This is a genomic window from Halomonas sp. R57-5, from assembly GCF_900070345.1.
In the GTDB taxonomy this organism is placed as follows: domain Bacteria; phylum Pseudomonadota; class Gammaproteobacteria; order Pseudomonadales; family Halomonadaceae; genus Vreelandella; species Vreelandella ventosae_B.
This window is the reverse complement of the sequence record NZ_LN813019.1, coordinates 1261755-1283978: the sequence shown is the minus strand read 5'-3', so window position 1 is coordinate 1283978 and position 22224 is coordinate 1261755. Positions and strand designations below refer to the sequence as shown.

The window sequence follows — 22224 nt, the reverse complement described above, 5'->3', positions numbered from 1 at the left end:
CAATACCTCAGGCTGCAGGATTATTCGATCCAGCCTTGTTCACGGTAATAACGCGCCGCGCCTTCATGCAACGGTGCGGAAAGCCCTTCAGACACCATCTCTTCCGGATCAAGATTCTCGAAGGCCGGATGCAGACGCTTGAAACGATCAAAGTTATCAAAAACTGCTTTGACGGTCTGGTAAATAACCTCTTCGTCAGCCTCAGCAGTGGTTACAAAGGTCGCTGCCACACCGAAGGTTTCAACATCGTCGTCATTACCGCGATACAGACCACCCGGAATGACCGATGTGGAGTAGTAAGGATATTCATCGACAATGCCCTGAATATCTTCGTCATTCAGCGGAATCAGGCGGGAATCAACGGTAGTGGTCGCTTCCTGAATAGAGCCATTGGGGTGGCCAACCACATACACCATGGCATCGACGTTGTTATCGGAGAGTGCTGCAGCTTGCTCGGCAGCATCAAGCTGAGATGCCAGAGAGAAGGTATCTTCGGTCCAGCCCTTGGCATCCATCACCACTTCCATGGTGTTGCGCTGGCCTGAGCCTGGATTACCAATATTGACGCGTTTGCCTTCCAAATCATCAAGGGTCTCGATGCCTGAATCAGCACGCGCTAGCAGGGTCAAAGGCTCACCGTGTACGCGGAATACAGCCCGCAAATCTTCGTAGGGTTCACCTTCGAAATTACCAGTGCCATTGTAGGCTTGATACTGAACATCGGACTGCGCAACACCCATATCCAACTCGCCGGACTTGATGCCATTGATGTTGGCAACAGAACCACCAGTGGAAGGTGCATTACACTTAATATCTGCGTCTTCAAGACGATTCACCAAACGACAGATCGACTGGCCGACCACGTAATACACACCTGTTTGGCCACCGGTGCCGATGGTGATGAATTGCTCATCATCCTGGGCCATTGCCGGTGAGGCGAAAGCAGCGGCGGCAAGTAGCGCACCGGAGAAGGCTGTAGTGGAAAATACATGGCGTTTCATGAACACACCTCTTTATATTGATGTTATGAGCATATTTGATGTTATGGGCATCTTGCGCGTTGGTCTCACCTGATGAACCGTTCCCTCAGGTGGTCTTGCTCCAAACGTTTTTCAAGACAGCCTATTTTTAAGGCGATCTTTTTTTAAGACAATTTGTTTTTAAGACAAACCGTTACAGGCGTCCCTTTGGCAACCTGCTAACACTACTTTAGCGAAAAAAACCTGATTAGCGAAATGTAATACGCTAAAAAATGCGCTTCGCTGATATCTAATACTCAGTGTAGCGGTCTTCATCGTTTAGGGAGCGTTAATTGCGATGCCGCCTTTGCATAGGCTAATCGACACCAATCAAACGTTATAGCCCAACACGCTGGGCAGCCACAGCGCGATGGCGGGGAAAATGGCCACCAGCGCCAGGGCACAGCCCATAGCAACAACAAACAGCAGCGCCCAGCCGAGGGTTTGTTCCAAACGAATTTTGGCCACTTCGGTGGTCACCATCAAATTGACCGCTACCGGCGGGGTAAATTGACCAATGGCAATATTCATTGCCAATAGAATCCCAAACCACACTGGGTTCCACTCAAAGTGCTGCATCACAGGGATCAAAATCGGCATCATAATCAGATAAATCGAGATCGCATCCAGCAGCATCCCGGCGACCAGCACCGCCAACATCACCAGAATCAGCAGCAGCACGCCGTTATCGGTCAGGCTGATAATCCACTCGGCCAGGTGGCGGAAGGTGCCCAGCATGGTGCCCGCCCAGGCGAAAATACCTGCCAGCGCGATAATCAGCATCACCACGCCGGAGATGATCGCCGCCTCCCCCAGCAACTCCCATAAATCGCGCAACGACAGCTCTCGGGTAAGAAAAAGCCCGACAATCGCGCCATAAGCGACAGCCACCACTGCGGCTTCGGTGGGTGTAAACAACCCTGAACGCAAACCGCCCAAGATCAGCACGGGGGCAAACAGCGCCGGAATTGCCTGTTTAAAGGTGGTGCGTACGCTTAGCCGTTCGGCGCCCTCCACCGGCGTACCGCCCTCCCAGCCGTAGCGTTTGGAAACGATCATGGCAGGCACCAGCAGCGCCAGCCCAGCCAAAATGCCGGGAAATAATCCCGCTGCGAAAAGGGCGCGCAAATCGACACCCGGTACCACAATCGAGTAGAGAATCAGCGCCACTGAAGGGGGAATCAGAATAGCGGTAGACGCCGAGGCGGCAATCAGCGTGGCCGAAAACGGCTTGGGATAACCCGCTTTGGTCATGCTCGGCAGCATTACCATCGCGACGGCCGCCGCGTCCGCGGGGCCTGAGCCACTCATGCCGCCCATAATCATGCACACCAGCACGGCGACCAGCGCCAAACCACCATGGCGCGGGCCAATCAACGCCTGGGCAAAACGCACCAAGCGCAGCGCCACACCGGAGCGCTCAAAGATAAGCCCGGTTAAAATAAATAGCGGAATAGCAATCAAGGGGTACTTGGCGATGCTGTTATAGGTGTTGGTGCCCATCGTCGCCAGCATATCCGGCGACAACCCCAGCACGATGCCCACCGCTCCGGAAAGCGCCAATGAAAACGCCACAGGCACACCCGCAATCAGCAAGCCCGCAAAGGCCAGAATCATCCATATATCAGGGCTCATCAGTGAGCCTCCCCGTCAAACGATCAGCGGTTTGCTGGAACAGGCGCCAGAACATGGCCGCGGAAAGCACCGGTAGCCAGACTAAATACCACCACTGGGGCAGCCCAAGCCCTGGCGAAAGCGACTCCCACTGATACTCTTGCCAGGCTAACTTGCCGCCGTACCAAGTGATCAAGCCCAGTACGGTGGCGCCGCAGAGCGCTTGAAAAAGAATCAGAGCACGACGGTACTTAGCGGGCAAGGCGCGTTCCAGAAAGCCAATGCGAATATGCCGGTTGCGCCGCAACGCCACGGAAGCGCCCGCAAAGGTAAGTACCACGAGCAGAAATACGGAAAACTCTTCAGTGAACGAAAAAGAGCCGCCGGTTAAGTAGCGTGTAATGACATTACCCAAACTTATCAATGAGATAATGATTAACGCCAGCGCACCCAGCCAACGTTCGGGGCGCGCATCAGGAAAGCCTTTCATGGCAGCCTCACAGCAAAAAAACTCCCGGCCCTAAGGGCCGAGAGKGACAACATCAAAAGGTAATTAGCGGGCGTCGATAGCGGCTTGTGCCGCTTCTACCACTTCTTCACCAATTCGCGGCGCCCATTTTTCATAGACAGTCTGTGTGGCCTCAACAAACGCCTGGTACTGCTCGTCAGAAAGCTCGGTCACCGTCACGCCGCGCTCCTGGATGGCTGCTAGACGCTCGCTCTCCTCTTCACGGGTCATGGCGATTTCCCACTCACCGGCTTCTTGAGCGGTTTCGCGCAGCATGGTTTGCTGCTCTTCACTCAATGTTTGCCAGACCTGCTGGTTGACCGCGAAAATCAGCGGATCATTCATGTAGTTCCAGAGCGTTAGATGCTCTTGACCGACTTGGTCGATACGCGCCACATCAAACACCGAAAGCGGGTTTTCCTGACCGTCTACCGCGCCAGTCGTCAGCGCGGGCTGCGCATCCGTCCAGCTCATTTGCGTCGGGTCAGCACCGAGTGCCGAGAAGGTGTCCTGGAACAGCGGCGAGCCAACAACGCGAATTTTCAGGCCATCCAGATCATCTGGCTGACTAATCGGACCACGTGAGTTTGAGACCTGACGAAAGCCATTTTCCCCCCACGCCAGCGGAATAACACCGCGGGATTCAATCGCCTCAAAGACCAACTCCCCCGCTTCCCCACCAGTGACCGCATCCACGGCGGCTTCATCGGGAATAAAGAATGGCAAAGAGAACAGATTAAGTTCCGGCACCTGGGGCGACCAGTTGATGGTCGAGCCTACTGCGGCGTCGATCAACCCCGAGCGCATAGCGGAAAATTCTCGGGTCTGATCGCCAGAGACCAGTTGAGAGTTGGGATAAACCCGTAGCGTGAGTTCACCTCCGCTACGCTCTTCCACCAGTTCGGCCCACTTCTCCGCCGCCTGCCCCCAAGGGAAAGCGTCAGACAGAACGGTGGAAACCGAAAGTTCGCGAGCCTGTGCAGAAAGAGAGGCGGAAAGCAGTGCCGCACCGGCCAAGCCAGCGGTAAAACGAGCTATTGAGCGTGTCAGCGTCATGGTAGATCCTTTTTTTAGCTATTTTTATGAAGTACGTTTTATGAAGTACGTTTTCTGATGTGCGCAGCTAGCAGCTAACAGTTGCCAGGCTTTTTGCAGAAGCCCCACTTATTGTATGCACTTAGCGCACGAAAGAAACACGCCTAAAGTTGGCACGCTGCAGTACTCGCCCTTGATACCAGGGTGTAGGGCAAGATCAGATTATTGACTTTTCGCCCTTCCAGCACCTCAATCAACATCGCGACCGCTTCACGTCCGAAGGTTTCCGCCGGTTGAGCGATAGTGGTCAACGGCGGGTCGCTATAGGAAGCAAACGCAATATCGTCAAAACCTGCCACCGACATATCCTCCGGCACGCGTAGTCCTGCTTCTTTGATACGGCTCATGGCMCCTATCGCCATCTCATCACTTTCACAAAAAATGGCAGTGGGCCGCTCCGTTAACGCGATAAGCGTTTCAGCCGCCTGATAGCCTGCCAGAGGGGTGAAATCGCCAGGGCACAGCAAGCACTCATCCAACGCAATACCCGCCGCGCTCAACGCATCCTGATAGCCCAGTTGGCGGTCACGGGTTAACGGGCTGCGCCGCGGACCTTTAATCATGCCAATTCGCCGATGCCCCAGGGCAATTAAGTGCTCGGTGGCCTCGCGGGCCGCCGCGCGGTTATCCAGTTTGACGGTAGGACATGGCGCATCGTCCAGCACCTCACAGGCATTGATCATTGGCAATGCTGCCCCGGCGGGAAAGGCATTGGCAGAAAAAGGGTTGAAAGCGCGCAGCTGGATCACACCATCCGCCTGGCGCGTCGTCACTAAGCTGGCGTATTGGGTTTCCATCGCCTCATCGCCCAGCGTATTACACAGCAGTACACCGTACCCGCGTGCTTGGGCAGCTTCCTGGATGCCGCTGATGACCCGCGCAAAGAAGGTGTTGGCAATGGTGGGTACCAACACCACCAAATTATAAGTGCGTTGGGAACGAAACTGTACCGCCATCAAGTTAGGCTTATAACCCGCTTGATCAACCGCCTTGAGCACTTTTTCACGGGTGACGGGGGAGACGATATCCGGCGACTTCAACGCCCGCGACACTGTCGCTACCGACACCCCCGCCAACTCGGCGACCTTACGTATATTGGTCATGGACTCTCTTAACGTTATTTAATCGCCGTTAGCAGATGATTGCGCGGCATTATTTATCTCAGCTTAACGCATCCCAGCGTTAAACTCAGCGCGCTATTTAACGACACCTTCTTCAACACCGATAGACCTTTGTCGCATTGACGCTCACAGCGTGGCGGCCTAACTTCCACTTAAATGTAACCGGTTACATACTGGTTTTAATAACCATTTTAATAGCCGTGAATATCAACAAATACAGCTTTCTTAAAACAGGAGCCTACCTATGCCGCGACCCAAGCAGTCACGTATCCGTATCGGCATGATCGGCGGTGGACAAGGGGCGTTTATTGGCCAAGTTCMCCGTTTGGCCGCCCGTCTCGACGACACCTGCGAGCTGGTATGCGGCGCCTTTAGCCGCTCATCAGGTAACAACCAACTCACTGGCGAACAGTGTTATCTACCCGACGAGCGTGTTTACGCCGACTGGCAGCAGTTACTGGCAAGCGAGCAGCAGCTTCCCGCAGAAGAGCGCATGCAGTTATTGGTGATCGCCACGCCTAACCACCTTCACGTGCCGATCGCTGAAGCGACGATACAGGCAGGCTTTCACGTGTTCTGCGAAAAGCCAGCAGGTGTGTCATTACGCGAAGCCCAGCGCTTAGCAGAAAGCTGGCAATCCAGCGGCTGCCTCTATGGCCTGGCACATACCTACTTAGGCTACCCCATGGTATGGCAAGCCAAGGAAATGGTCAGCGATGGGCAACTAGGTAGCATTCGCAAAATTCATGTTGAGTACCCCCAGGGCTGGCTAGGTGAACGTTTAGAACAGCAGGGTAATAAGCAGGCCGCCTGGCGCMCCGACCCGACACTCGCAGGCATCAGCGGTTGCATGGCCGATATTGGCACCCACGCTTTTGGCCTCGCCGAGTTTATCTCTGGGCATCGGGTTAGTGAGCTGTGTGCCTCACTTAGCAGCCACGCCGAGGGCCGCCAGTTGGATGATGATGGCGATGTGCTGCTGCGCACCGACCAAGGCGCCAGCGGCACCCTGATAGCCAGCCAAGTCTGTAGCGGTGAAGAAAACGCACTCAAAATACGCATTTACGGCGATAAAGGCGCGCTGGAGTGGCACCAAATGGCGCCCAACAGCCTGCTCTACCGCCCGCTACAAGCACCGATGCGCACCCTCCGTGCGGGCATCGACCAACCCGACCTTTTCCCCAGCGCAATGCAGCGCCTACGCCTACCTGGCGGCCACCCCGAAGGCTACCTGGAAGCACTTGGCAACCTTTACCGCGACTTTGCCCAGGCGATTCATCAGGGCCAGCACGGGGACGTTGATGGCGTTCCCGGCATGGCATCCGGACTTCGCGGCATGGCGTTTATCGAGGCAGTCACCACCAGCGCCCAAAGCGAACAAAAATGGACACCGCTGCCCGCTACTCAACTACCAGGAGCCTAATCATGCCCAACACTCACAAAGGCATCCGCGGGCCCGCCATTTTCCTGGCCCAATTTATCGGTGATGAAGCGCCTTTCGATAGCCTCGACGGAATCGCCCGCTGGGCGGCCGAACAGGGTTATCACGCCATTCAGCTGCCCACCGTGGATAGTCGTTTTATCGACCTACGCAAAGCGGCTGAAAGCCAAGCTTACTGCGATGAGCTAAATGCCCGCTGTGAAAAGGCCGGTGTAGTGATCAGTGAACTCTCTACCCACTTACAGGGCCAACTGGTCGCCGTGCATCCCGCCTGTGACGACTTATTTGATGATTTCGCCCCCGCCGAGCTGCACGGCAACCCCCAAGCGCGCACCGAATGGGCTATTGAGCAGTTGATACTGGCTGCCAAAGCGAGCCAGCGGTTGGGGTTAACCGCCCATGCTACGTTTTCCGGCGCGCTACTTTGGCCCTTTGTTTACCCCTGGCCCCAGCGCCCAGAAGGGTTAGTTGAAGAAGGCTTCAGCGAACTGGCCCGCCGGTGGCGGCCGATCCTGGAGGCCTTTGACGAAGCTGGCGTTGACCTGTGCTTTGAAATACATCCTGGCGAGGATCTTCACGACGGTGCGTCTTTCGAGCGGTTCCTGGCGGCAGTGGACAACCATCCACGGGCGAAAATTCTTTTTGACCCCAGCCACTTGCTACTCCAGCAGCTCGATTATCTCGATTTTATTGATCGCTACCATGAGCGTATCGGCATGTTCCACGTTAAAGACGCCGAATTTAACCCCAATGGCCGCAGCGGCGTTTATGGCGGCTACCAAGGCTGGGTAGAGCGCCCTGGGCGCTTCCGTTCATTAGGCGATGGGCAGATTGATTTCAGCGGTATTTTTAGCCGCCTGACGCAGTACGGATTTGATGGCTGGGCGGTGCTTGAGTGGGAGTGCTGTATTAAGGACGCCGCCCAAGGCGCCGCAGAGGGCGCGTCTTTCATCCAGGCGCACCTGATTCAACCTGCCGGTCGCGCCTTTGACGATTTCGCTGGCGTCACCGCCAGCCCTTCTCGCAACCGACGAATTCTCGGTCTTCCTCCACACCGCTAATTGATTGTTTTAAATCAAGACAGCAATCACGACCACAACCACAACAAAGGATCACGTCATGGCTATGATACGCACACGACTCAGTATCATGATGTTTTTGCAGTTCTTTATCTGGGGCGGCTGGTTTGTCACCTTGGGCACCTTCCTGGCCAATAACCTGAGCGCCAGCGGTGGCCAAATTGGCATGGCCTTCTCCACCCAATCCTGGGGCGCGATTATCGCCCCCTTTATTATCGGCTTAATCGCTGACCGATATTTTAATGCTGAACGCATTCTCGCGGTGCTGCATCTAGCAGGCGCAGCGCTGATGTACGGCCTCTATGTGGCCAGCGATTTCAGCACCTTTTACCCGCTAGTGCTGATGTACATGATTGTCTATATGCCCACCTTGGCGCTGGTCAACTCGGTCTCTTTCCGCCAAATGAGCGACCCTGGCCAAGAGTTCGCTAAAATCCGCGTGTGGGGAACCATTGGCTGGATTATCGCCGGTCTGGGTATCAGCTACTTATTCGCCTGGGACTCATCACAAGGCATTGCCGACGGCATGCTGCGTAACACCTTCTTGATGTGCGCTATCGCCTCTTTAGCCCTTGGCCTGTATAGCTTTAGCCTACCCGCGACACGGCCTAAAGCAGACGGCCCGGTCGGCTTAAAAGAAGTGCTAGGGCTCGATGCGCTCGCCCTGCTGAAAGACCGTAACTACGCCATCTTCTTTATTGCCTCGATCTTGATCTGCATTCCGTTGGCCTTTTATTACCAAAACGCTAACCCCTTCCTGGCCGAAATCGGCGTTACTAATCCTACCGGCAAAATGACCTTGGGCCAGGTATCAGAAGTGCTGTTTATGCTGCTGCTACCGGTCTTTATTCATCGCTTTGGTATCAAGAAAACCTTATTGATCGGCATGCTGGCCTGGGCGCTGCGCTACGCGCTGTTTGCGTTCGGTAACGCCGACGAAATGGTGTTTATGCTCTTGATCGGTATTGCCCTGCATGGCGTGTGCTACGACTTCTTCTTCGTGACCGGGCAGATCTACACCGATGCCCGCGCGGGCGATAAATTCAAAAGCTCAGCCCAAGGCATGATCACGCTGGCCACTTACGGGGTAGGCATGCTAATAGGCTTCTGGGTAGCCGGTCAGATTACCGACCATTTCTCCACCAACGGCGCGCACGACTGGCAAGGCATCTGGATGTTCCCAGCGGTGTTTGCTATCGCGGTACTGGCGCTGTTCTTCCTCACTTTTAAAGACGATAAAAGCGTAACGGCTAAGTCTGAACTGTAAGGGTCTAGAACATGAGACATGCCGGGCGCTTTGGCAGCGCCCGGCTAACTATTTTATAAACTTTTAAAGTACTTAATGGGCACATCGTCTCAGTCATGAAGCCTTATTGGTCACAGGCTAAAAAGCCCCGATATTGCGCCTACGACAACTTCAACAATAGTCATGATGCCTTCAGCTACCGACATGACGATCTCTAGCAGCACCTCTAAAACTCCCTCACTGCTGACAATCACGGGTGTTGAGATACCAGTGAGAGCAATCCCCATCGCGCCAAGCGCCACCACTTCAAACCCCATGATCACTATATAAAGTAGCGCCCCGATTAACGCACTTGCACAAACTGAGTTTAGCGTCTTGATCTTCAATGATCTTTGTTTTCTAGCCGCCACTCCTTTGCCTCCTGACAATAGAATTAAACTCACCTAAATGAATGGCATAGCCGAAATCTAAAACTGTCCGAGCAAATAAAGCGCCAACACAATCAACGCTAGCAAACCCACTACTGCACACCAAGCGCCGTCAGCTCGACTCCTATGCTCATCGAGATATATCACTTTAGAAGCCGAAGGATATTTTCCCAAAGTAACTAGCTTGCAGATTGGCCAGCCAACCCAGTAACAAATTGTTCTGAAGAATATCTCTGCCAGTATGTAACCTATTCCCCTAAAAAACCCCCTGCCTATCTCTTCAAAAAAGCCGTCCATAAAATCCCTTTTTGGTTAAATGTAACAAGGTTGTAGAGCAAACGCATAATGCACGTAAGTCAGCGCTTGCCGTGTTTTCTACCATATTTCGATAGTCGGGTTAAACTGCCCTGGCTTACCGGAATGACTTGTACGCATATGGATTTTGGATGGGACAAAGCTATTCCCCTTATATTCCGGCTCGGCATTTAAGTTGTCTATGAGCCCCTCTTCAACAAACCTGATCAATGTGCCAATAATTTGTGTTTGAATATCTCGTGTTTCAGGTGGCACATAAACCGTGTTCTGTGGAGCTTCTGGGCCACCAAGCTCTGCGGGAAACAATAGAATGGGCACGAGTCTACCTTCTTCCACTAGCCTTATTGCCTTCTCTTTCGAATCAATGTCCGTAAAGTTATGTGGATTTTCAGCAAACGCCATGGCAGCTCCCAGAAGGCTAAATAATAGAATTATAAATTGCTTCATTGAAGTTTCTCACTTTAGATGTAACGCCATTACCGGTGATAAAACGGTAGCGAAGCGGAGATTGCGCATTGGTTGCTTGGCCTGTTTATAATCCAATGTACCTAAAGGCCACATCAGCTTCACTATAATCTCGAATCGACTGAGGGCTAGAAATACGATTTCCGACTGAGATGAAGTTGTACCCCAGAGTTTCAGATGCTTTCTGATCCCAGGGGCCGTCTCCAAAATAGGTTATAGCGTCGTAATGACCGTTACCCACGCGCCTTTCTGCCAATCGCATAATCTCTATCCTGCGAAAGTGATCCGAAGACGAAGCCAGKGGTATAGACGGAAAGCAGATACCTGCAGCTTCAAGCTTCATCCTCGCGGATTCACTCCAGCCACCAGTAGCAAATGCTAACGCAACATCCTGACGTGCAACGAGCTGCGATATAAACTCATAAGCTCCAAAGATAGGGAATACATCATGACACGAGATGTAATCCGCTACTCGACTCACGAACCGCGCCTTCACTTCCGTTGTGATTCGCTCGCTGTCACTTTGAAGATGCAGTTCTTCAATCACCTCAGTGAGAATTCCAGCATCGGTCACATGATTATAACGGCTCCAATCAGGGCCAATGGTCACACCCAATATATCCTTGGTTGCTGCTTGAAAGCATTCTGTATCGAAATCGTATGACTCGACTAGCGTTCCGTCTATGTCGAATAAGACTAGGTGCACAACCGCCCCCTTGGCTTATAAAAGTAATTATACCGCGCATCTAATTATTGAATGATGGAGAAAAATTAATTTTACCTAATAATATTGTATGGAAAAGCAACGTACAAAGCACTAACCCATGATGAAAAAAGTTCAAGGCCTGCCTGCCAACTAGTGACGACACCTATAACGCAAAAAAGCCCAGCCTCCGATACTGTCTAGCATCAGAAGACTGGGCTTGCTTGCTTAGGGTGCTTATAAGCGCTCTGCTATAACTCTCTCACCCATATATTGCGAAAGCTAACGTCAGCATCGTGATCCTGCAGGTAAATGGGCGCACAGCCATGGGCTTCTTCGTAATTGGGCTCTCCAATCCATTCGGTGGTGCCTTGCACTTCAACGTGGTGCTGAACCACTACGCCGTTATGCAAAACAGTGATGTAGGCAGGGCTTTCAAGGGCGCCCTCATCATCAAAGCGTGGCGCGGTGTAGAGAATGTTATAGCTCTGCCACTCCCCCGGCGGGCGCGATGCGTTAACCAGCGGGATATGCTGTTTATAGATGGAAGCCGCCTGGCCGTTGGGATAGGTCGGGTTGTCGKAGGAGKCCAGCACTTGGACTTCATAGCGCTCCTGTAGAAAGACGCCGCTATTACCTCGATCCTGCCCATCCATACCATCAATATCGGACGGCGCTCGCCACTCCAAGTAGAGCTGCACATCACAGAAATCCTTGCGTGTACGAATGCCTCCCGCACCGCGATTTACCGTCATGGCGCCATCTTCCAAGTGCCACTCGGCTGCCCCGCCTTCTTCGTTTTCCCMCTCATCTAAGTCGGTGCCATCGAACAGGACGATCGCATCGGATGGTGCGTCGGTTTCGGGTACCGAAACCGTAGTGGGTACTGGTTCCCACACTTCGGTTTTGGCAGCCTGTTGTGGAGGACTCAGTTCATCTTCAATTGAGCCCTCATTTGCTAATAGCGGGGCTGCTATCAGACCACTACAGGCCGTAAAAAATAGCTGTGTTGGTAAGCGCATATAGGTTTTCCTCATCTGTTAAAAAAAGCAAAAATTATTAAAATAAATATTTAAAACGCATTCTTCCGCCATAGCGATCTGCATCATCTAGATCATCAATTTGGTAATGATCAATACGGCCAAAGTAGGCACCAAGGTAAATACTCAAATTTTCAATATTCAGCACATCTGAGAAATGATAAGAGGTATAAAGCGTGTCGATGTTATAGCGACCAGGCATGCTAAAAACCACCTCTTCGTCGTTAATCGGTTTAACATCGTCAATTTCATTGCGTGCATGTATATAGCCAACGCCGAAACCTCGCCACAACGCGTTAAAACCCAAGGTTAGATTTGTTTCTTCATAAGCGTCCAAATAAGCTAGGTTTGTGTTCAATTGCCAGTCGCCTTGGTTATACGACAGCCGCGTCCCATAGCCTGTGCGGTTACTAATATCGGCACCACGTTCATCGACCACAGCATCACTCACCAGATTAGCTTCAAGGCCTGCAGCCAGTGTCCAGGGGCCTGGAGACCAAGCAACAACTGGGCGCACAATAAACGAGTCTTTGACTTGTCCATCAGGATCAATGCGATAGCCATGATAAGTATCTGTATCGAACAGATCTGTACGGTCTCCGAATAGCGTTGAAACCTCGCCGTAAAGATTACCACTGCGCTTGCTAACCATCACTTGACCAGAGTCACCTCCTCTCCCACGTCCTTCCTTAGCTTGATACACATAGCCTTGACCATCGCGGTACAGGCTATCTGAGGTATCTCCACTGAAACCAACAAATACATCTTGACCTAAAGGGAATAGATCAAATGCTTCGAAGCGACCAATCTTAACTTCAAGCCCGTAGGAACTACCGATTGCTAACCATGCGTCATCGACACCAAAATCACCGTTAGTCTGAACCAGTGGCTGCACTTTAAAGCGCGCATAGTGGTTAGCAGGACTACTACGCTCGCCACTAATATCGAGCAATATACGACCGGTTTGGTCAAATTCATCACCTCGTTCAATATCCCCCTCAAAAAAAATAGGGCCTTCACCTGCATGGGTATTCTGCGCATTAATATCTAGTTCTACATCGCCTCCAAAGGTGAGTTTTTGCGATTCATCTTCATAAACAACTTGTGCAATACTGGAAGTGCTACTAAGAGTTGCAATGCTGACAATAAGAAAGCCTCTAAGAGGAAGCCTTTGAGACATCACGCTTTGCTCCTTTTATTCTTGTTACTAATATGCAATTTACCGAAATTATCCCTTAGAACAGTCGCAACAATGCACTCAGCTAGACAGTTGCCGCCTATAAGCCAAGTCAATGTAGACTTCAAAGAGATAGCTGCAGCCTGAGCGCGGTGCCAACGTCTGCCGCCAACAATAGGCGATAAATCACTTGGCACCACTGCTTTAAATCACAATTAAGTTGCCCAGGCAGGCTCGCCGTTATAGGGCGCGCAGCCGTCGTAACGGCCAGGCACAGCTTCGTAGCGTAAGACTTCCGTCGCGCCGACTTCTGAAGTAAAAAAGCCGAACAGCGTTAGCTGCTTCATCATGGTGAAGTAGTGTGGAAGCGCTTCATCGCTATCCGCGTGCTCCTGTGCTGACTGAGTTTCCGCCGTTTGATTTTGCGCGGTCTGGGTCTCTGCAGTCAGTGCCTCAGCAGGGGTTGGCTGCTCTCTACGAGCCTGTTGCTGGGCGTGCGCCATCGCTTCTCGGTCTAACTCGGTTATGAGCTCTAATCGCTGTTCGCCACTTAACGCCATAAAGTCACGCTCGTAAGCCGCTCGGCTGCGCGCCTCAAGCTGCGCTAAACCAAAATAAAACACCTCTCTCTCTGAGGGCGTATAGCAGTCGCTAACGAACACGGCCATAAACTCCCCGACGTTGGCATCCTTAGCGCCTGGGGTATCGGTACGTGGCAAAATAGTTTCGGCCAGCTCGTCTAGGCGCTGCACATCCTGGCTGCTAAGGGAGTGGTCTGCCTGGCCAGTACCGCTAAAGGCAAATAGAGATTTGCCCCCAATCATCGCTGTACCGGTCGTCAGCGCGATCATTTTGAGTAGCTCGCGACGATTCATGACAGGTTCCCCCGCTTAAGCTCTTCCACGGCATAGTCCACCGCCCGAGCGGTAAGTGCCATGTAGGTTAAAGATGGATTCACACAAGAGGATGACGTCATGCAGGCACCATCCGTCACGAAGACATTGGGCGCGTCCCACACCTGGTTATGGCTGTTCAGCACGGACGTTTTCGGGTCACGGCCCATCCGCGCAGTGCCCATTTCATGAATGCCCATGCCCGGCGCGTAATCGCCTACGTCGCCTTTGACGTTCTTCACGCCAGCGGCCTCCAGCAGCTCGACCGCATCCTGAACCATATCCCGGCGCATATCGCGCTCGTTTTGCTTGAGCTCAACATTGATCGACAGCACCGGCAGCCCCCACTTATCGCGAACGCTATGATCCAGAGAAATACGGTTATCGTGGTCGGGCAGCATTTCGCCGAAGCCGGTCATTCCGATCGTCCAACCGCCTGGCTGGGTGAGTGCTTGCTTTAAATCAGCGCCGATATTGAGTTCGGCAATTTCGCGATCCCAGCCCTGGCGGCTCGCCGCMCCTTGATAACCAAACCCCCGCACGTAGCTACGCTGCTCATCGCCTACGTTGCGAAAACGAGGGATGTAAAAGCCTGCGGGGCGGCGTCCAAAATAGTATTTATCCTGATAGCCTTCCACTTCGCCACTGGCACCACAGCGGAAGTGGTGATCCATCACGTTGTGGCCCAGTTCGCCGCTGCTGCTACCCAAACCGCCTTCCCAGACATCGGTGGCAGAGTTCATCAAAATCCAGGTGGTATTGAAGGTCGAGGCGTTGAGAAACACCACATCGGCGGTGTACTCGTGGGTTTCATGGGTTTCGGCATCAATCACCTCAACGCCTCGCGCTCGCTGGCGGTCCTTGTCATACAGCACCTGACTGACAATCGAGAACGGACGCAACGTTAAATTGCCGGTGGCMACCGCAGCAGGCAGCGTAGCGGACTGGGTGCTGAAATAGGCGCCATAGGGGCAGCCCAGCCAGCACTTATTGCGGTATTGGCAGTTGACTCGATTTTGCTCCGGTTTTGGCTGGGTAATATTGGCCACCCGGCTGTGGATAAGATGACGCTGGCCACCAAACGCCTCTTTAATACGCTTGGCGGCATCTTCTTCCACGCAGTTAAGCGGTATTGGCGGCAGAAACTCGCCATCAGGAAGAATATCCAGTCCTTCCTGGGTGCCCGCGATACCGGCAAAGCGCTCCACATAGTCGTACCACGGGGCGATATCTTCGTAGCGAATCGGCCAATCAATGGCGATGCCTYCCCGCTGGTTGGCCTCAAAATCCATCGGGCTGAGCCGGTAGCTTTGTCGCCCCCACAGCAGGGAGCGCCCGCCTACGTGGTAGCCGCGAAACCAGTCAAAGCGCTTCTCTTCTACGTAGGGATTGGCCTGTTCATCCGCCCACATGCCCATGGTGGCTTCATTGAGGGGATAGTCGCGTTTGAGCACCGGAAACTTGGCAATCATCTCTTGGGTAGGCTCGTTGCGGTGGGGATAGTCCCAAGCCTCTTTATCGGCGTTGTGGTAATCCTTCACGTGCTCAATATTGCGCCCACGCTCAAGCAGTAAAACCTTTAGCCCCTTCTCGGTTAGCTCTTTAGCAGCCCAACCGCCGCTAATGCCTGAGCCAACCACAATGGCATCGTAGTGATTATCTGGCATGGTCATCTTCCTTACTGTGTTGTTATTGGAGTCGAATCACACATCACAGAGCTGAATAGCCGCCTGCAGTGATTCTATTTTTGCCTGTTGACTAGCCCGGTCAGGGAGAAACTCTTGGGCGATATAGCCCTTAAAGCCGGTATCTCGAATAGCGCGACAAATCGCGGGGTAGTTGAGCTCTTGGGTGTCATCTATTTCATGCCGCCCAGGCACACCGGCAGTATGGTAATGGCCGAAAAAATGGGAGTTTTCACGGATGGTGCGAATGACATCCCCTTCACTGATCTGCATGTGATAGATGTCGTAGAGTAGTTTGAAGTTAGGTGAATCGAGGCGACGGCAAAGCTCAATCCCCCAGACAGAGTTATCGCAAAGGTAGTCGGGGTGGTCGATTTTGCTGTTGAACAGCTCCATCTGCAGCACCACGCCCTTTGACTCCGCATGGGCGATCACCTGCTTTAAACCTGCTTCGGAATTTTGCAAACCCTGTTCAGGTCTCATGCCCCGGGCATTGCCGCTAAAGCAGATTAAATTGGTGTAACCCGCTTGGCTGACCAAATCGATATGATTGAGATAGCGTTCAACCAGCTCGGCATGAAAACGGACATCTCCCCAGCCATCTTCAAGACTCAGCTCCGCGCCATTACACATGGCGGAGTCGAGCCCGTAGCGCCGAAGCACAGGCCACTCTTCGGGCCCCACCAGATCAATCGCCTTAATACCCAACTCAGTTGAAAGCTGGCACAGCGCTTCCAGAGAAAGAAAATCGAACGTCCAGCGTGCAACCGAATGCTGGATATTGCCCTTTAAAGCCCGCTGAGCAGGTGTGTTGTCAGCTAAGGCTTTAGACCCAAGATGCGGTAGTGCAGCCAGGCCGATAGCACCGGTAACGGAGTGGCGCAGCAGGCTACGCCGATCAATAAGGTAGCGCTTCATAAAGCATCCTCGCGTTTGTCATCTAAATGAGATGGACTATGCGTGCATCACTCTTCACGAAGCGCTGCCAATTTCTCCTCTAGGAAACTATTTCCTTCGGTAATCACCGCTTCAGCGTCTAGCGGCATATCGTGTTCGATGATGTACCACTCAATATCAGTGGCCTCAATGGCGGGCAATATCGCATCCCAATCCAGTACACCTGTGCCGAGTGTTGCGAACCCACCCTCCTCTTCAGCGGTGCCTTCTGGCGCGTTATCTTTGGCGTGTACAGCAAACAGTTGCCCCTCAAAACGCGTTACGTACTCTGCCGGGTCAAACCCGCCCCGTGCGATCCAGGCGAGATCCAGTTCTGCCAACAGGTCAGATCCGGCTGCATCAAAAAGATGCTCTAGGGCGGTTTTATCGTCGTACACTTCCATTTCAAAATCGTGGTTGTGATACGCCAAGCGCAACCCTTCGGCGTCTAGCTCAGCGGCAATATCACCAAGCTCTTCACCCAGCGCCTGCCAGCCTTCTGCATCGCTAGGGCGAGCGTCCTCGGCTAAATAAGGCACCGTCAAGGTGTCGTTACCTACCGCCTGATTAAACGCCACCGTTTCGTCTAAGCGATTGCGCAGGTCGTCCAATTGCACATGGCTTGAGATCACCTCAAGCGCATGCTCTTCTAACAGTGCATTGAGTTCTTCGGCAGTCACTTCCTGGGTGCCCACCGTTTCAATCGCCGAAATACCTGCCCTGTTTACGGCAGCTAACTGTTCTTCCAAACTGCCAAAATCCCGCAGCGTGTACATTTGCACGGCAATGGGTAGCTCGGCGTCGTCTTGAGCTTGGGCAAAGCCAGCTACACTCAGCGCTGACAGCGTCACGGCACTGGCAGCCAATAGAGCCTGTGAACTCATGCGTTTTAAGCGTCGCGGGGTATCCATATCCACCTCGTTGTTGTTGGATTGTTATAGGTTGTGAAAGCGCCGATGCAAAAATGTAATCGGTTACATTTTTTTAGATCATCTTAATTAAATGTGCAAGTCAGCCGTCTGCTTTACCGCTTAAAAGATGCCCAAAAGAACTGAACATCCTCACAAATCAATTCACAACCAATTGGTTATAAACGACATATAGACTATTAAAGTAAAACCTAATACTTTGGTATCAAACAGCAGCGATGCCTAACAGCTACTCATAGCACTATTATTTTTGCCGTCGGCCAAACTGGTACAATGGCTATCGTTTCCCTCTACCAACGGACATCAACGTGCCACTACGCGATTTACTGCTCGGCCTGTTTGTGATCGCCATTTGGGCGCTGAATATCATTGTGATTAAGGTCGGCGTGGCGGAGTTACCGCCGCTGTTGATGACCACGCTGCGTTTTATGCTCGTCGCGGCGCTGCTGGTGCCGTTTTACCCTGTGGCGCGGGTACAACTGCCCTTTTTGCTGCTGCTCTCGGTAACCTTTGGCAGCCTGCACTTTGCTCTGCTGTTTATTGGCCTGGAGCACGCTGAGGCGGGTACCGGCGCGCTACTGGTACAAATGGGGACGCCTTTTGCCACGCTGTTGGCGGTAATTTTTCTGAAAGAGAAGCTGGGGCCCAAGCGTATCGCCGGGCTGCTGCTCTCTTTTGCCGGGGTCGTCGTGCTGGCTGGCGGGCCAACGTTACCCTCTCCGCTCCCGCTGGCGATTCTTTTGTGTAGTGCCATTGGCTGGGCAGTATCACAGCTATTGATCAAGCGCGGCCCGCCGATTGCGCCTATGGCGCTGGCAGGCTGGATGGCACTGTTTGCGGTGCCCCAGGTAGCGCTAGGCTCATGGCTGTTTGAGAGCGGTCAGTGGCAGGCGATGCAGCAGGCAACTTGGTTAGGCTGGGGGGCGATGATTTACACCGCTGTGATGTCATCGATTGTTGCTTACGGGATTTGGTATGCGCTGTTGCGCCGCCACCCGGTTAATCGCGTGGTGCCCATGACGCTACTCGTACCGGTACTGGCAGTCGGCTTAGGTGCGCTGTTGATGGGCGACAGCCTAGGCGTGCATAAACTGGTGGGCGGCGGCTTAGTGGTCGCAGGTATCGCTCTGATTGTACTCAATTTTCGCCGCCGCCAACTTTGATACCGCACTCGGCAAAGTAGCCACCACTGACCTCTAGCGCTGAATAGTAAGCCGCTCCCGCCGGATAAGAGGGGCAGTCACTCGGCGACGAGGACTCGCAGGCCCGTCATCGAAACGTCACATTTCCACGGGGGACCATCGGTTAGACTAGCCTTTCACTGAGCAGGGAGTTCCCCATGCAGATGCTGGCGCTTTACAGTATTAAGGGCGGCGTGGGCAAGACCGCCTCCGCCGTCAATCTCGCCGCCGAAGCAGCACGCGATGGCAGGCGAGTGCTGCTTTGGGATCTCGATCCGCAGGCCGCCACCACCTTTTATCTGCGCAGCAAACCTAAAGTGCGCGGTGGCGTCGACAAACTGGTCAAAGGCAAGGCCGACCTTGATCGAGCGATCCGCGAGACCGACTTCGAAGGGCTCGACCTGCTGCCTGCGGCGCTGGGTTCGCGCGACCTGGAAGCGTCAATGGAAGCCCGCAAGCCCAGTCGGCTGCGCAAGATCCTCAAGCCGGTGATGGCCAGTTACGACTTAGTGATCCTCGACTGCCCGCCAAGCCTGTCCGCGCTCGCCGAGCAGATCTTCTCCAGCGTCGATGCCCTGCTGGTGCCGGTGGTGCCGACTACCCTGTCGTTGCGCACCCTTGAGCAACTAGAAGGTCATCTCGACGCGGTCGAACAGGCCTGCCCAATCTGGCCGTTCGTGACCCTCGCCGACCGCCGCAAGACCCTGCACCGCGAGGTAATGGAGAGTCTTAGTGAACGCTGGCCGAGGCGCCTTTCGACGACCGTGCCCAACGCCAGTGAGGTCGAGCGCATGGGTATCGAACGCGCTCCGGTCGGGCATTTTGCCCGCAGCAGCCGGGGCGGTCGCGCCTACGCCGCGCTGTGGCGAGAGATCGCGCAGCGTCTGCAATAACCGTCTGCATCAACTGTCTGCCTCAACCCGCTCAAGGTCGGGGCAGCGACTTGGTGGTCGCGGGCATAGTCCTGATTGTGATCAGACTCCGCCCTCGCCAATGCCCCGCTTAATCGGCAGGTTGGCAGAAACCGGCTTCGTCAGGAATCGACACGCAGTCGCCCACTTTGATACCGCGCTCGGCAAAGTAGCCGCCATTGACCTCTAGCGCTGAATGGTAAGCCGCACCCGCCGGGKAAGAGGGGCAGTCACTCGGCGACGAGGATTCGCAGGGCTGCATGGTATTGATCGCCACGATGCGCCCGTCGCCATCGATAAAGGCAATATCGAGGGGGATCAGCGTGCGATACATCCAAAAAGCGTTGTTGGCCGATTGTTCGCTCTCAAAGCGAAACAGCATGCCGCGCTCTTCGGGCAAGCTCTCACGCTCCATCAAGCCGCGCTGACGCTGAGGCGTTGTTTCCGCCACTTCAACGTCTAAACGATGCGGACCGCCCTCGCTGTGAATAGCCAGCGCCAGCGTTTGCATCTCTTTCGTTGACGCCTGCCCCCAAGCCAACGAGCTAAGCAGCGACATCGGCAGCAGCGCCGCCAGCGGTAATAGTAACGATGCTTTAAGCAGCGTGCGACGCGTGGGATCCATGCTTACTTCCTTTTATCATGCGCATCTGCGCGAACTCGGTGGCCTCGCATCAGGTGAATGCCTGCCGCCAGTAACGAAACGTTCACCACAGCGCCGCAGGTTAACTGATTGCGCCGTGCGGCATGGGTGGCGATATCGAAACGTAACATATCACCATGGTTTGCGCGCAATGAAACTGACGTAATGCCCCCCAACACCACCAACTCACTGACTGTGGCCGTGATCGGGTTTTCCCGCTCTCCCTGGGATGGGCGGTCGCGGCGGTGAAGCACAATATCTGACGGCGGCAAATACCAGGTGACACTTTCGCCCAAAGGTAAACCGTTGAGCCCATCGGCGACTTCCAGGCAGCTTTCACCCCACTGCAACCGTCGTTCACCATCCACCTCCACAATCACGCCTTCAAACAAATTGTGGCGGTCCAACAAACGCGCGACTAACGGTGATGAAGGGCGACTAAATAGCGCTTCGGGGGTGCCCTGCTGAAGGCTTACCCCGTTGTGCAGCACACAAATTTGGTCGGCTAGCGCGGAGGCTTCTTCCAAATCGTGGGTCACTAGCACAATCGGAATGTCTATCTGCTGGCGCAGCAGCGCCAGCTCGCGCTGCAGCCGCCGACGGGTAACCTGATCCACCGCCGAAAACGGCTCATCCAGCAACAGCACCTTGGGGTCACGGGCCAAAGCGCGGGCCAACGCCACTCGCTGGCGCTGACCACCGGAAAGCKCATTCGGGTAACGCTCACCCAGCCCTTCCAAGCGCACCTTGGCAAGCCACTGCTCCGCCTGCTCACGGCGTTGCGGTTGGGCTAAATGGCGCAGGGGGAGCTGAATATTTTGCGAGGCGGTTAGGTGGGGAAACAGCGCATAGTCCTGAAACACCATGCCTACCTGCCGACCCTGCGGCGAGAGKGAATGCTTACCCTCAGCATCAAACCAAACGTCGCCCGCGCACGCCACTCGTCCACTTTGGGGGCGGTAAAGCCCGGCGATAGTGCGCAGCAGCGTGGTTTTTCCGCTGCCCGATGGCCCTACCAGCGCCAGCAGTTCACCAGGCTGGCAAGCAAACTCGGCGGCCAGGGGAATCGGCCCCGGTTGATCGACCGCCACGCATAGCCCTTGAAACGGCTCTGCCATTCGCGAATCAGCCACGTGCCCACCGCCTGCGCCCGGCCAGCCCATACACCAGCCCCAAGGTAATAAAGGATACCAACAATAGCAGCGCCGACATCTGCGCCGCGCCCTGTTCATCAAACGCTTGAACGCGATCATAGATAGCGATGGCGAGGGTGCGGGTTTCGCCATCAATGGCGCCGCCCACCATTAAAATCACCCCGAACTCCCCCAGCGTATGAGCAAAAGTGAGCGCTGCCGCTGACATAATCCCTGGCCATACCAGCGGCAGCTCAATGCGTAGCAGTGTTTGCCAAGGGCTAAGCCCGCTGCACCAGGCCGCCTCGCGTAGATTATGAGGAACGTGCTCAAAGGCGCGCTGAATCGGCTGAACGGCAAACGGCAGGTTAGCGATAAGAGAGGCCAGCAGAATGCCAGTAAAAGTGAAGTTCAGCCCGTTGCCGGTCATTTGTGCCCAAAAAGAACCCACCGGCGCGTCGCTACCGAAGCTAAGCAGCAGATAAAAGCCCAGTACGGTAGGTGGCAATACCAGCGGTAACGCTACGAGCGCTTCGCATAAGCCTTTGCCACGAAAACGCGCGTAGGCCAGAGCGCGGCCTAGCCAGATAGCGACAGGGATAAGAATCAAGCAGGTAAACCCGGCAAGGCGAAGCGAGACCGAAAGCGCCGACCAATCCATT

Annotated in this window: 22 protein-coding genes and 1 pseudogene; 5 read left to right on the top strand and 18 right to left on the bottom strand. The window is 54.1% G+C overall.

What is annotated here, in order from left to right:
• Positions 1-20: 20 nt before the first annotated feature.
• The 5 genes from HALO_RS05820 to HALO_RS05800 form a co-directional block, all read right to left on the bottom strand.
• A complete protein-coding gene (locus HALO_RS05820) occupies positions 21-1001 on the bottom strand; it encodes a TAXI family TRAP transporter solute-binding subunit (protein WP_035585281.1) in 981 nt (326 codons plus the stop codon).
• 348 nt (positions 1002-1349) lie between these two features.
• Positions 1350-2654: a TRAP transporter large permease gene (locus tag HALO_RS05815; RefSeq protein ID WP_035585283.1), complete on the bottom strand. Its 1305-nt coding sequence runs from the start codon at positions 2652-2654 to the stop codon at positions 1350-1352.
• Positions 2644-3123 carry a TRAP transporter small permease gene (locus HALO_RS05810; RefSeq protein ID WP_035585285.1) on the bottom strand — a complete coding sequence of 160 codons (480 nt, stop codon included), beginning with the start codon at positions 3121-3123 and terminating at the stop codon, positions 2644-2646. Before HALO_RS05810 ends, HALO_RS05815 begins: the two co-directional genes overlap by 11 nt.
• 63 nt (positions 3124-3186) lie before the next feature.
• Positions 3187-4197, bottom strand: coding sequence for a DctP family TRAP transporter solute-binding subunit (locus tag HALO_RS05805; RefSeq protein ID WP_035585287.1), 1011 nt, complete (start codon positions 4195-4197; stop codon positions 3187-3189).
• Positions 4198-4340: 143 nt separating this feature from the next.
• Entirely contained in the window at positions 4341-5339 is a 999-nt protein-coding gene (locus HALO_RS05800; protein ID WP_035585289.1) for a LacI family DNA-binding transcriptional regulator, read from the bottom strand.
• A 262-nt stretch (positions 5340-5601) separates the two neighbouring features.
• On the opposite strand from HALO_RS05800, the gene HALO_RS05795 reads away from it, so the two are divergent.
• From HALO_RS05795 to HALO_RS05785, 3 genes are read left to right on the top strand one after another with little or no spacing between them, the layout of a single operon-like run.
• Positions 5602-6780 (top strand): Gfo/Idh/MocA family protein, encoded by a 1179-nt coding sequence (locus tag HALO_RS05795; protein ID WP_050713171.1) that lies wholly within the window; start codon positions 5602-5604, stop codon positions 6778-6780.
• 2 nt (positions 6781-6782) lie between these two features.
• On the top strand, positions 6783-7859 hold the full coding sequence (locus HALO_RS05790; RefSeq protein WP_035585293.1) for a sugar phosphate isomerase/epimerase family protein: 1077 nt from the start codon (positions 6783-6785) through the stop codon (positions 7857-7859).
• 58 nt (positions 7860-7917) lie between these two features.
• Positions 7918-9144, top strand: a complete 1227-nt coding sequence (locus HALO_RS05785) for a nucleoside permease (RefSeq protein ID WP_035585295.1) — start codon at positions 7918-7920, stop codon at positions 9142-9144.
• Between the two features lie 110 nt (positions 9145-9254).
• On the opposite strand, the gene HALO_RS05780 is transcribed toward HALO_RS05785, so the two are convergent.
• From HALO_RS05780 to HALO_RS05735, 9 genes are all read right to left on the bottom strand, one after another.
• Positions 9255-9533, bottom strand: coding sequence for a hypothetical protein (locus tag HALO_RS05780; RefSeq protein ID WP_035585297.1), 279 nt, complete (start codon positions 9531-9533; stop codon positions 9255-9257).
• A gap of 393 nt (positions 9534-9926) precedes the next feature.
• On the bottom strand, positions 9927-10268 hold the full coding sequence (locus HALO_RS05770) for a hypothetical protein (protein WP_152561169.1): 342 nt from the start codon (positions 10266-10268) through the stop codon (positions 9927-9929).
• Between the two features lie 130 nt (positions 10269-10398).
• A complete protein-coding gene (locus HALO_RS05765; RefSeq protein ID WP_035585303.1) occupies positions 10399-11037 on the bottom strand; it encodes an HAD family hydrolase in 639 nt (212 codons plus the stop codon).
• A gap of 248 nt (positions 11038-11285) precedes the next feature.
• A complete protein-coding gene (locus tag HALO_RS05760) occupies positions 11286-12056 on the bottom strand; it encodes a 3-keto-disaccharide hydrolase (RefSeq protein WP_050713170.1) in 771 nt (256 codons plus the stop codon).
• A 37-nt stretch (positions 12057-12093) separates the two neighbouring features.
• The gene (locus HALO_RS05755; protein WP_035585307.1) at positions 12094-13254 is read right to left on the bottom strand and encodes a carbohydrate porin; all 1161 of its coding nucleotides are present in this window, start codon (positions 13252-13254) and stop codon (positions 12094-12096) included.
• Positions 13255-13466: 212 nt separating this feature from the next.
• Positions 13467-14126, bottom strand: coding sequence for a gluconate 2-dehydrogenase subunit 3 family protein (locus HALO_RS05750; protein ID WP_035585308.1), 660 nt, complete (start codon positions 14124-14126; stop codon positions 13467-13469).
• Complete coding sequence (locus HALO_RS05745; protein ID WP_050713169.1) at positions 14123-15811, bottom strand: GMC oxidoreductase; 1689 nt, start codon at positions 15809-15811, stop codon at positions 14123-14125. Before HALO_RS05745 ends, HALO_RS05750 begins: the two co-directional genes overlap by 4 nt.
• 36 nt (positions 15812-15847) lie before the next feature.
• Positions 15848-16747 carry a hydroxypyruvate isomerase family protein gene (locus HALO_RS05740; protein ID WP_035585312.1) on the bottom strand — a complete coding sequence of 300 codons (900 nt, stop codon included), beginning with the start codon at positions 16745-16747 and terminating at the stop codon, positions 15848-15850.
• A gap of 47 nt (positions 16748-16794) precedes the next feature.
• Positions 16795-17676, bottom strand: coding sequence for a sugar phosphate isomerase/epimerase family protein (locus HALO_RS05735; protein ID WP_050713168.1), 882 nt, complete (start codon positions 17674-17676; stop codon positions 16795-16797).
• Between the two features lie 326 nt (positions 17677-18002).
• Here HALO_RS05735 and HALO_RS05730 point away from each other — a divergent pair, with 326 nt between their 5' ends.
• Entirely contained in the window at positions 18003-18857 is an 855-nt protein-coding gene (locus tag HALO_RS05730; RefSeq protein ID WP_035585314.1) for a DMT family transporter, read from the top strand.
• On the opposite strand, the pseudogene HALO_RS23710 reads toward HALO_RS05730, so the two are convergent.
• A pseudogene (locus HALO_RS23710) lies at positions 18832-18957 on the bottom strand (DUF192 domain-containing protein); the annotation flags it as partial. The gene HALO_RS05730 and the pseudogene HALO_RS23710 sit on opposite strands and share 26 nt — an antisense overlap.
• A gap of 76 nt (positions 18958-19033) precedes the next feature.
• Here HALO_RS23710 and HALO_RS05725 point away from each other — a divergent pair.
• Positions 19034-19768, top strand: a complete 735-nt coding sequence (locus tag HALO_RS05725) for a ParA family protein (protein ID WP_035585317.1) — start codon at positions 19034-19036, stop codon at positions 19766-19768.
• A 109-nt stretch (positions 19769-19877) separates the two neighbouring features.
• Here HALO_RS05725 and HALO_RS05720 read toward each other — a convergent pair whose 3' ends face one another.
• The 3 genes from HALO_RS05720 to modB are packed head-to-tail and all read right to left on the bottom strand — an operon-like array spanning position 19878 to position 22223.
• Complete coding sequence (locus HALO_RS05720) at positions 19878-20411, bottom strand: DUF192 domain-containing protein (protein WP_050713167.1); 534 nt, start codon at positions 20409-20411, stop codon at positions 19878-19880.
• A gap of 2 nt (positions 20412-20413) precedes the next feature.
• On the bottom strand, positions 20414-21562 hold the full coding sequence (locus tag HALO_RS05715; protein ID WP_231896814.1) for an ABC transporter ATP-binding protein: 1149 nt from the start codon (positions 21560-21562) through the stop codon (positions 20414-20416).
• The gene (gene modB / locus HALO_RS05710) at positions 21555-22223 is read right to left on the bottom strand and encodes a molybdate ABC transporter permease subunit (protein ID WP_035585321.1); all 669 of its coding nucleotides are present in this window, start codon (positions 22221-22223) and stop codon (positions 21555-21557) included. The genes HALO_RS05715 and modB overlap by 8 nt, the downstream gene beginning before the upstream one ends.
• Position 22224 lies beyond the last annotated feature (1 nt).

Coding starts and splice junctions, on each gene's coding strand:
- HALO_RS05820 (WP_035585281.1), bottom strand. CDS start 1,001: ATGAAACGCCATGTATTTTCCACTACAGCCTTCTCCGGTGCGCTACTT.
- HALO_RS05815 (WP_035585283.1), bottom strand. CDS start 2,654: ATGAGCCCTGATATATGGATGATTCTGGCCTTTGCGGGCTTGCTGATT.
- HALO_RS05810 (WP_035585285.1), bottom strand. CDS start 3,123: ATGAAAGGCTTTCCTGATGCGCGCCCCGAACGTTGGCTGGGTGCGCTG.
- HALO_RS05805 (WP_035585287.1), bottom strand. CDS start 4,197: ATGACGCTGACACGCTCAATAGCTCGTTTTACCGCTGGCTTGGCCGGT.
- HALO_RS05790 (WP_035585293.1), top strand. CDS start 6,783: ATGCCCAACACTCACAAAGGCATCCGCGGGCCCGCCATTTTCCTGGCC.
- HALO_RS05785 (WP_035585295.1), top strand. CDS start 7,918: ATGGCTATGATACGCACACGACTCAGTATCATGATGTTTTTGCAGTTC.
- HALO_RS05770 (WP_152561169.1), bottom strand. CDS start 10,268: ATGGCGTTTGCTGAAAATCCACATAACTTTACGGACATTGATTCGAAA.
- HALO_RS05755 (WP_035585307.1), bottom strand. CDS start 13,254: ATGTCTCAAAGGCTTCCTCTTAGAGGCTTTCTTATTGTCAGCATTGCA.
- HALO_RS05750 (WP_035585308.1), bottom strand. CDS start 14,126: ATGAATCGTCGCGAGCTACTCAAAATGATCGCGCTGACGACCGGTACA.
- HALO_RS05740 (WP_035585312.1), bottom strand. CDS start 16,747: ATGAAGCGCTACCTTATTGATCGGCGTAGCCTGCTGCGCCACTCCGTT.
- HALO_RS05735 (WP_050713168.1), bottom strand. CDS start 17,676: ATGGATACCCCGCGACGCTTAAAACGCATGAGTTCACAGGCTCTATTG.
- HALO_RS05725 (WP_035585317.1), top strand. CDS start 19,034: ATGCAGATGCTGGCGCTTTACAGTATTAAGGGCGGCGTGGGCAAGACC.
- modB (WP_035585321.1), bottom strand. CDS start 22,223: ATGGATTGGTCGGCGCTTTCGGTCTCGCTTCGCCTTGCCGGGTTTACC.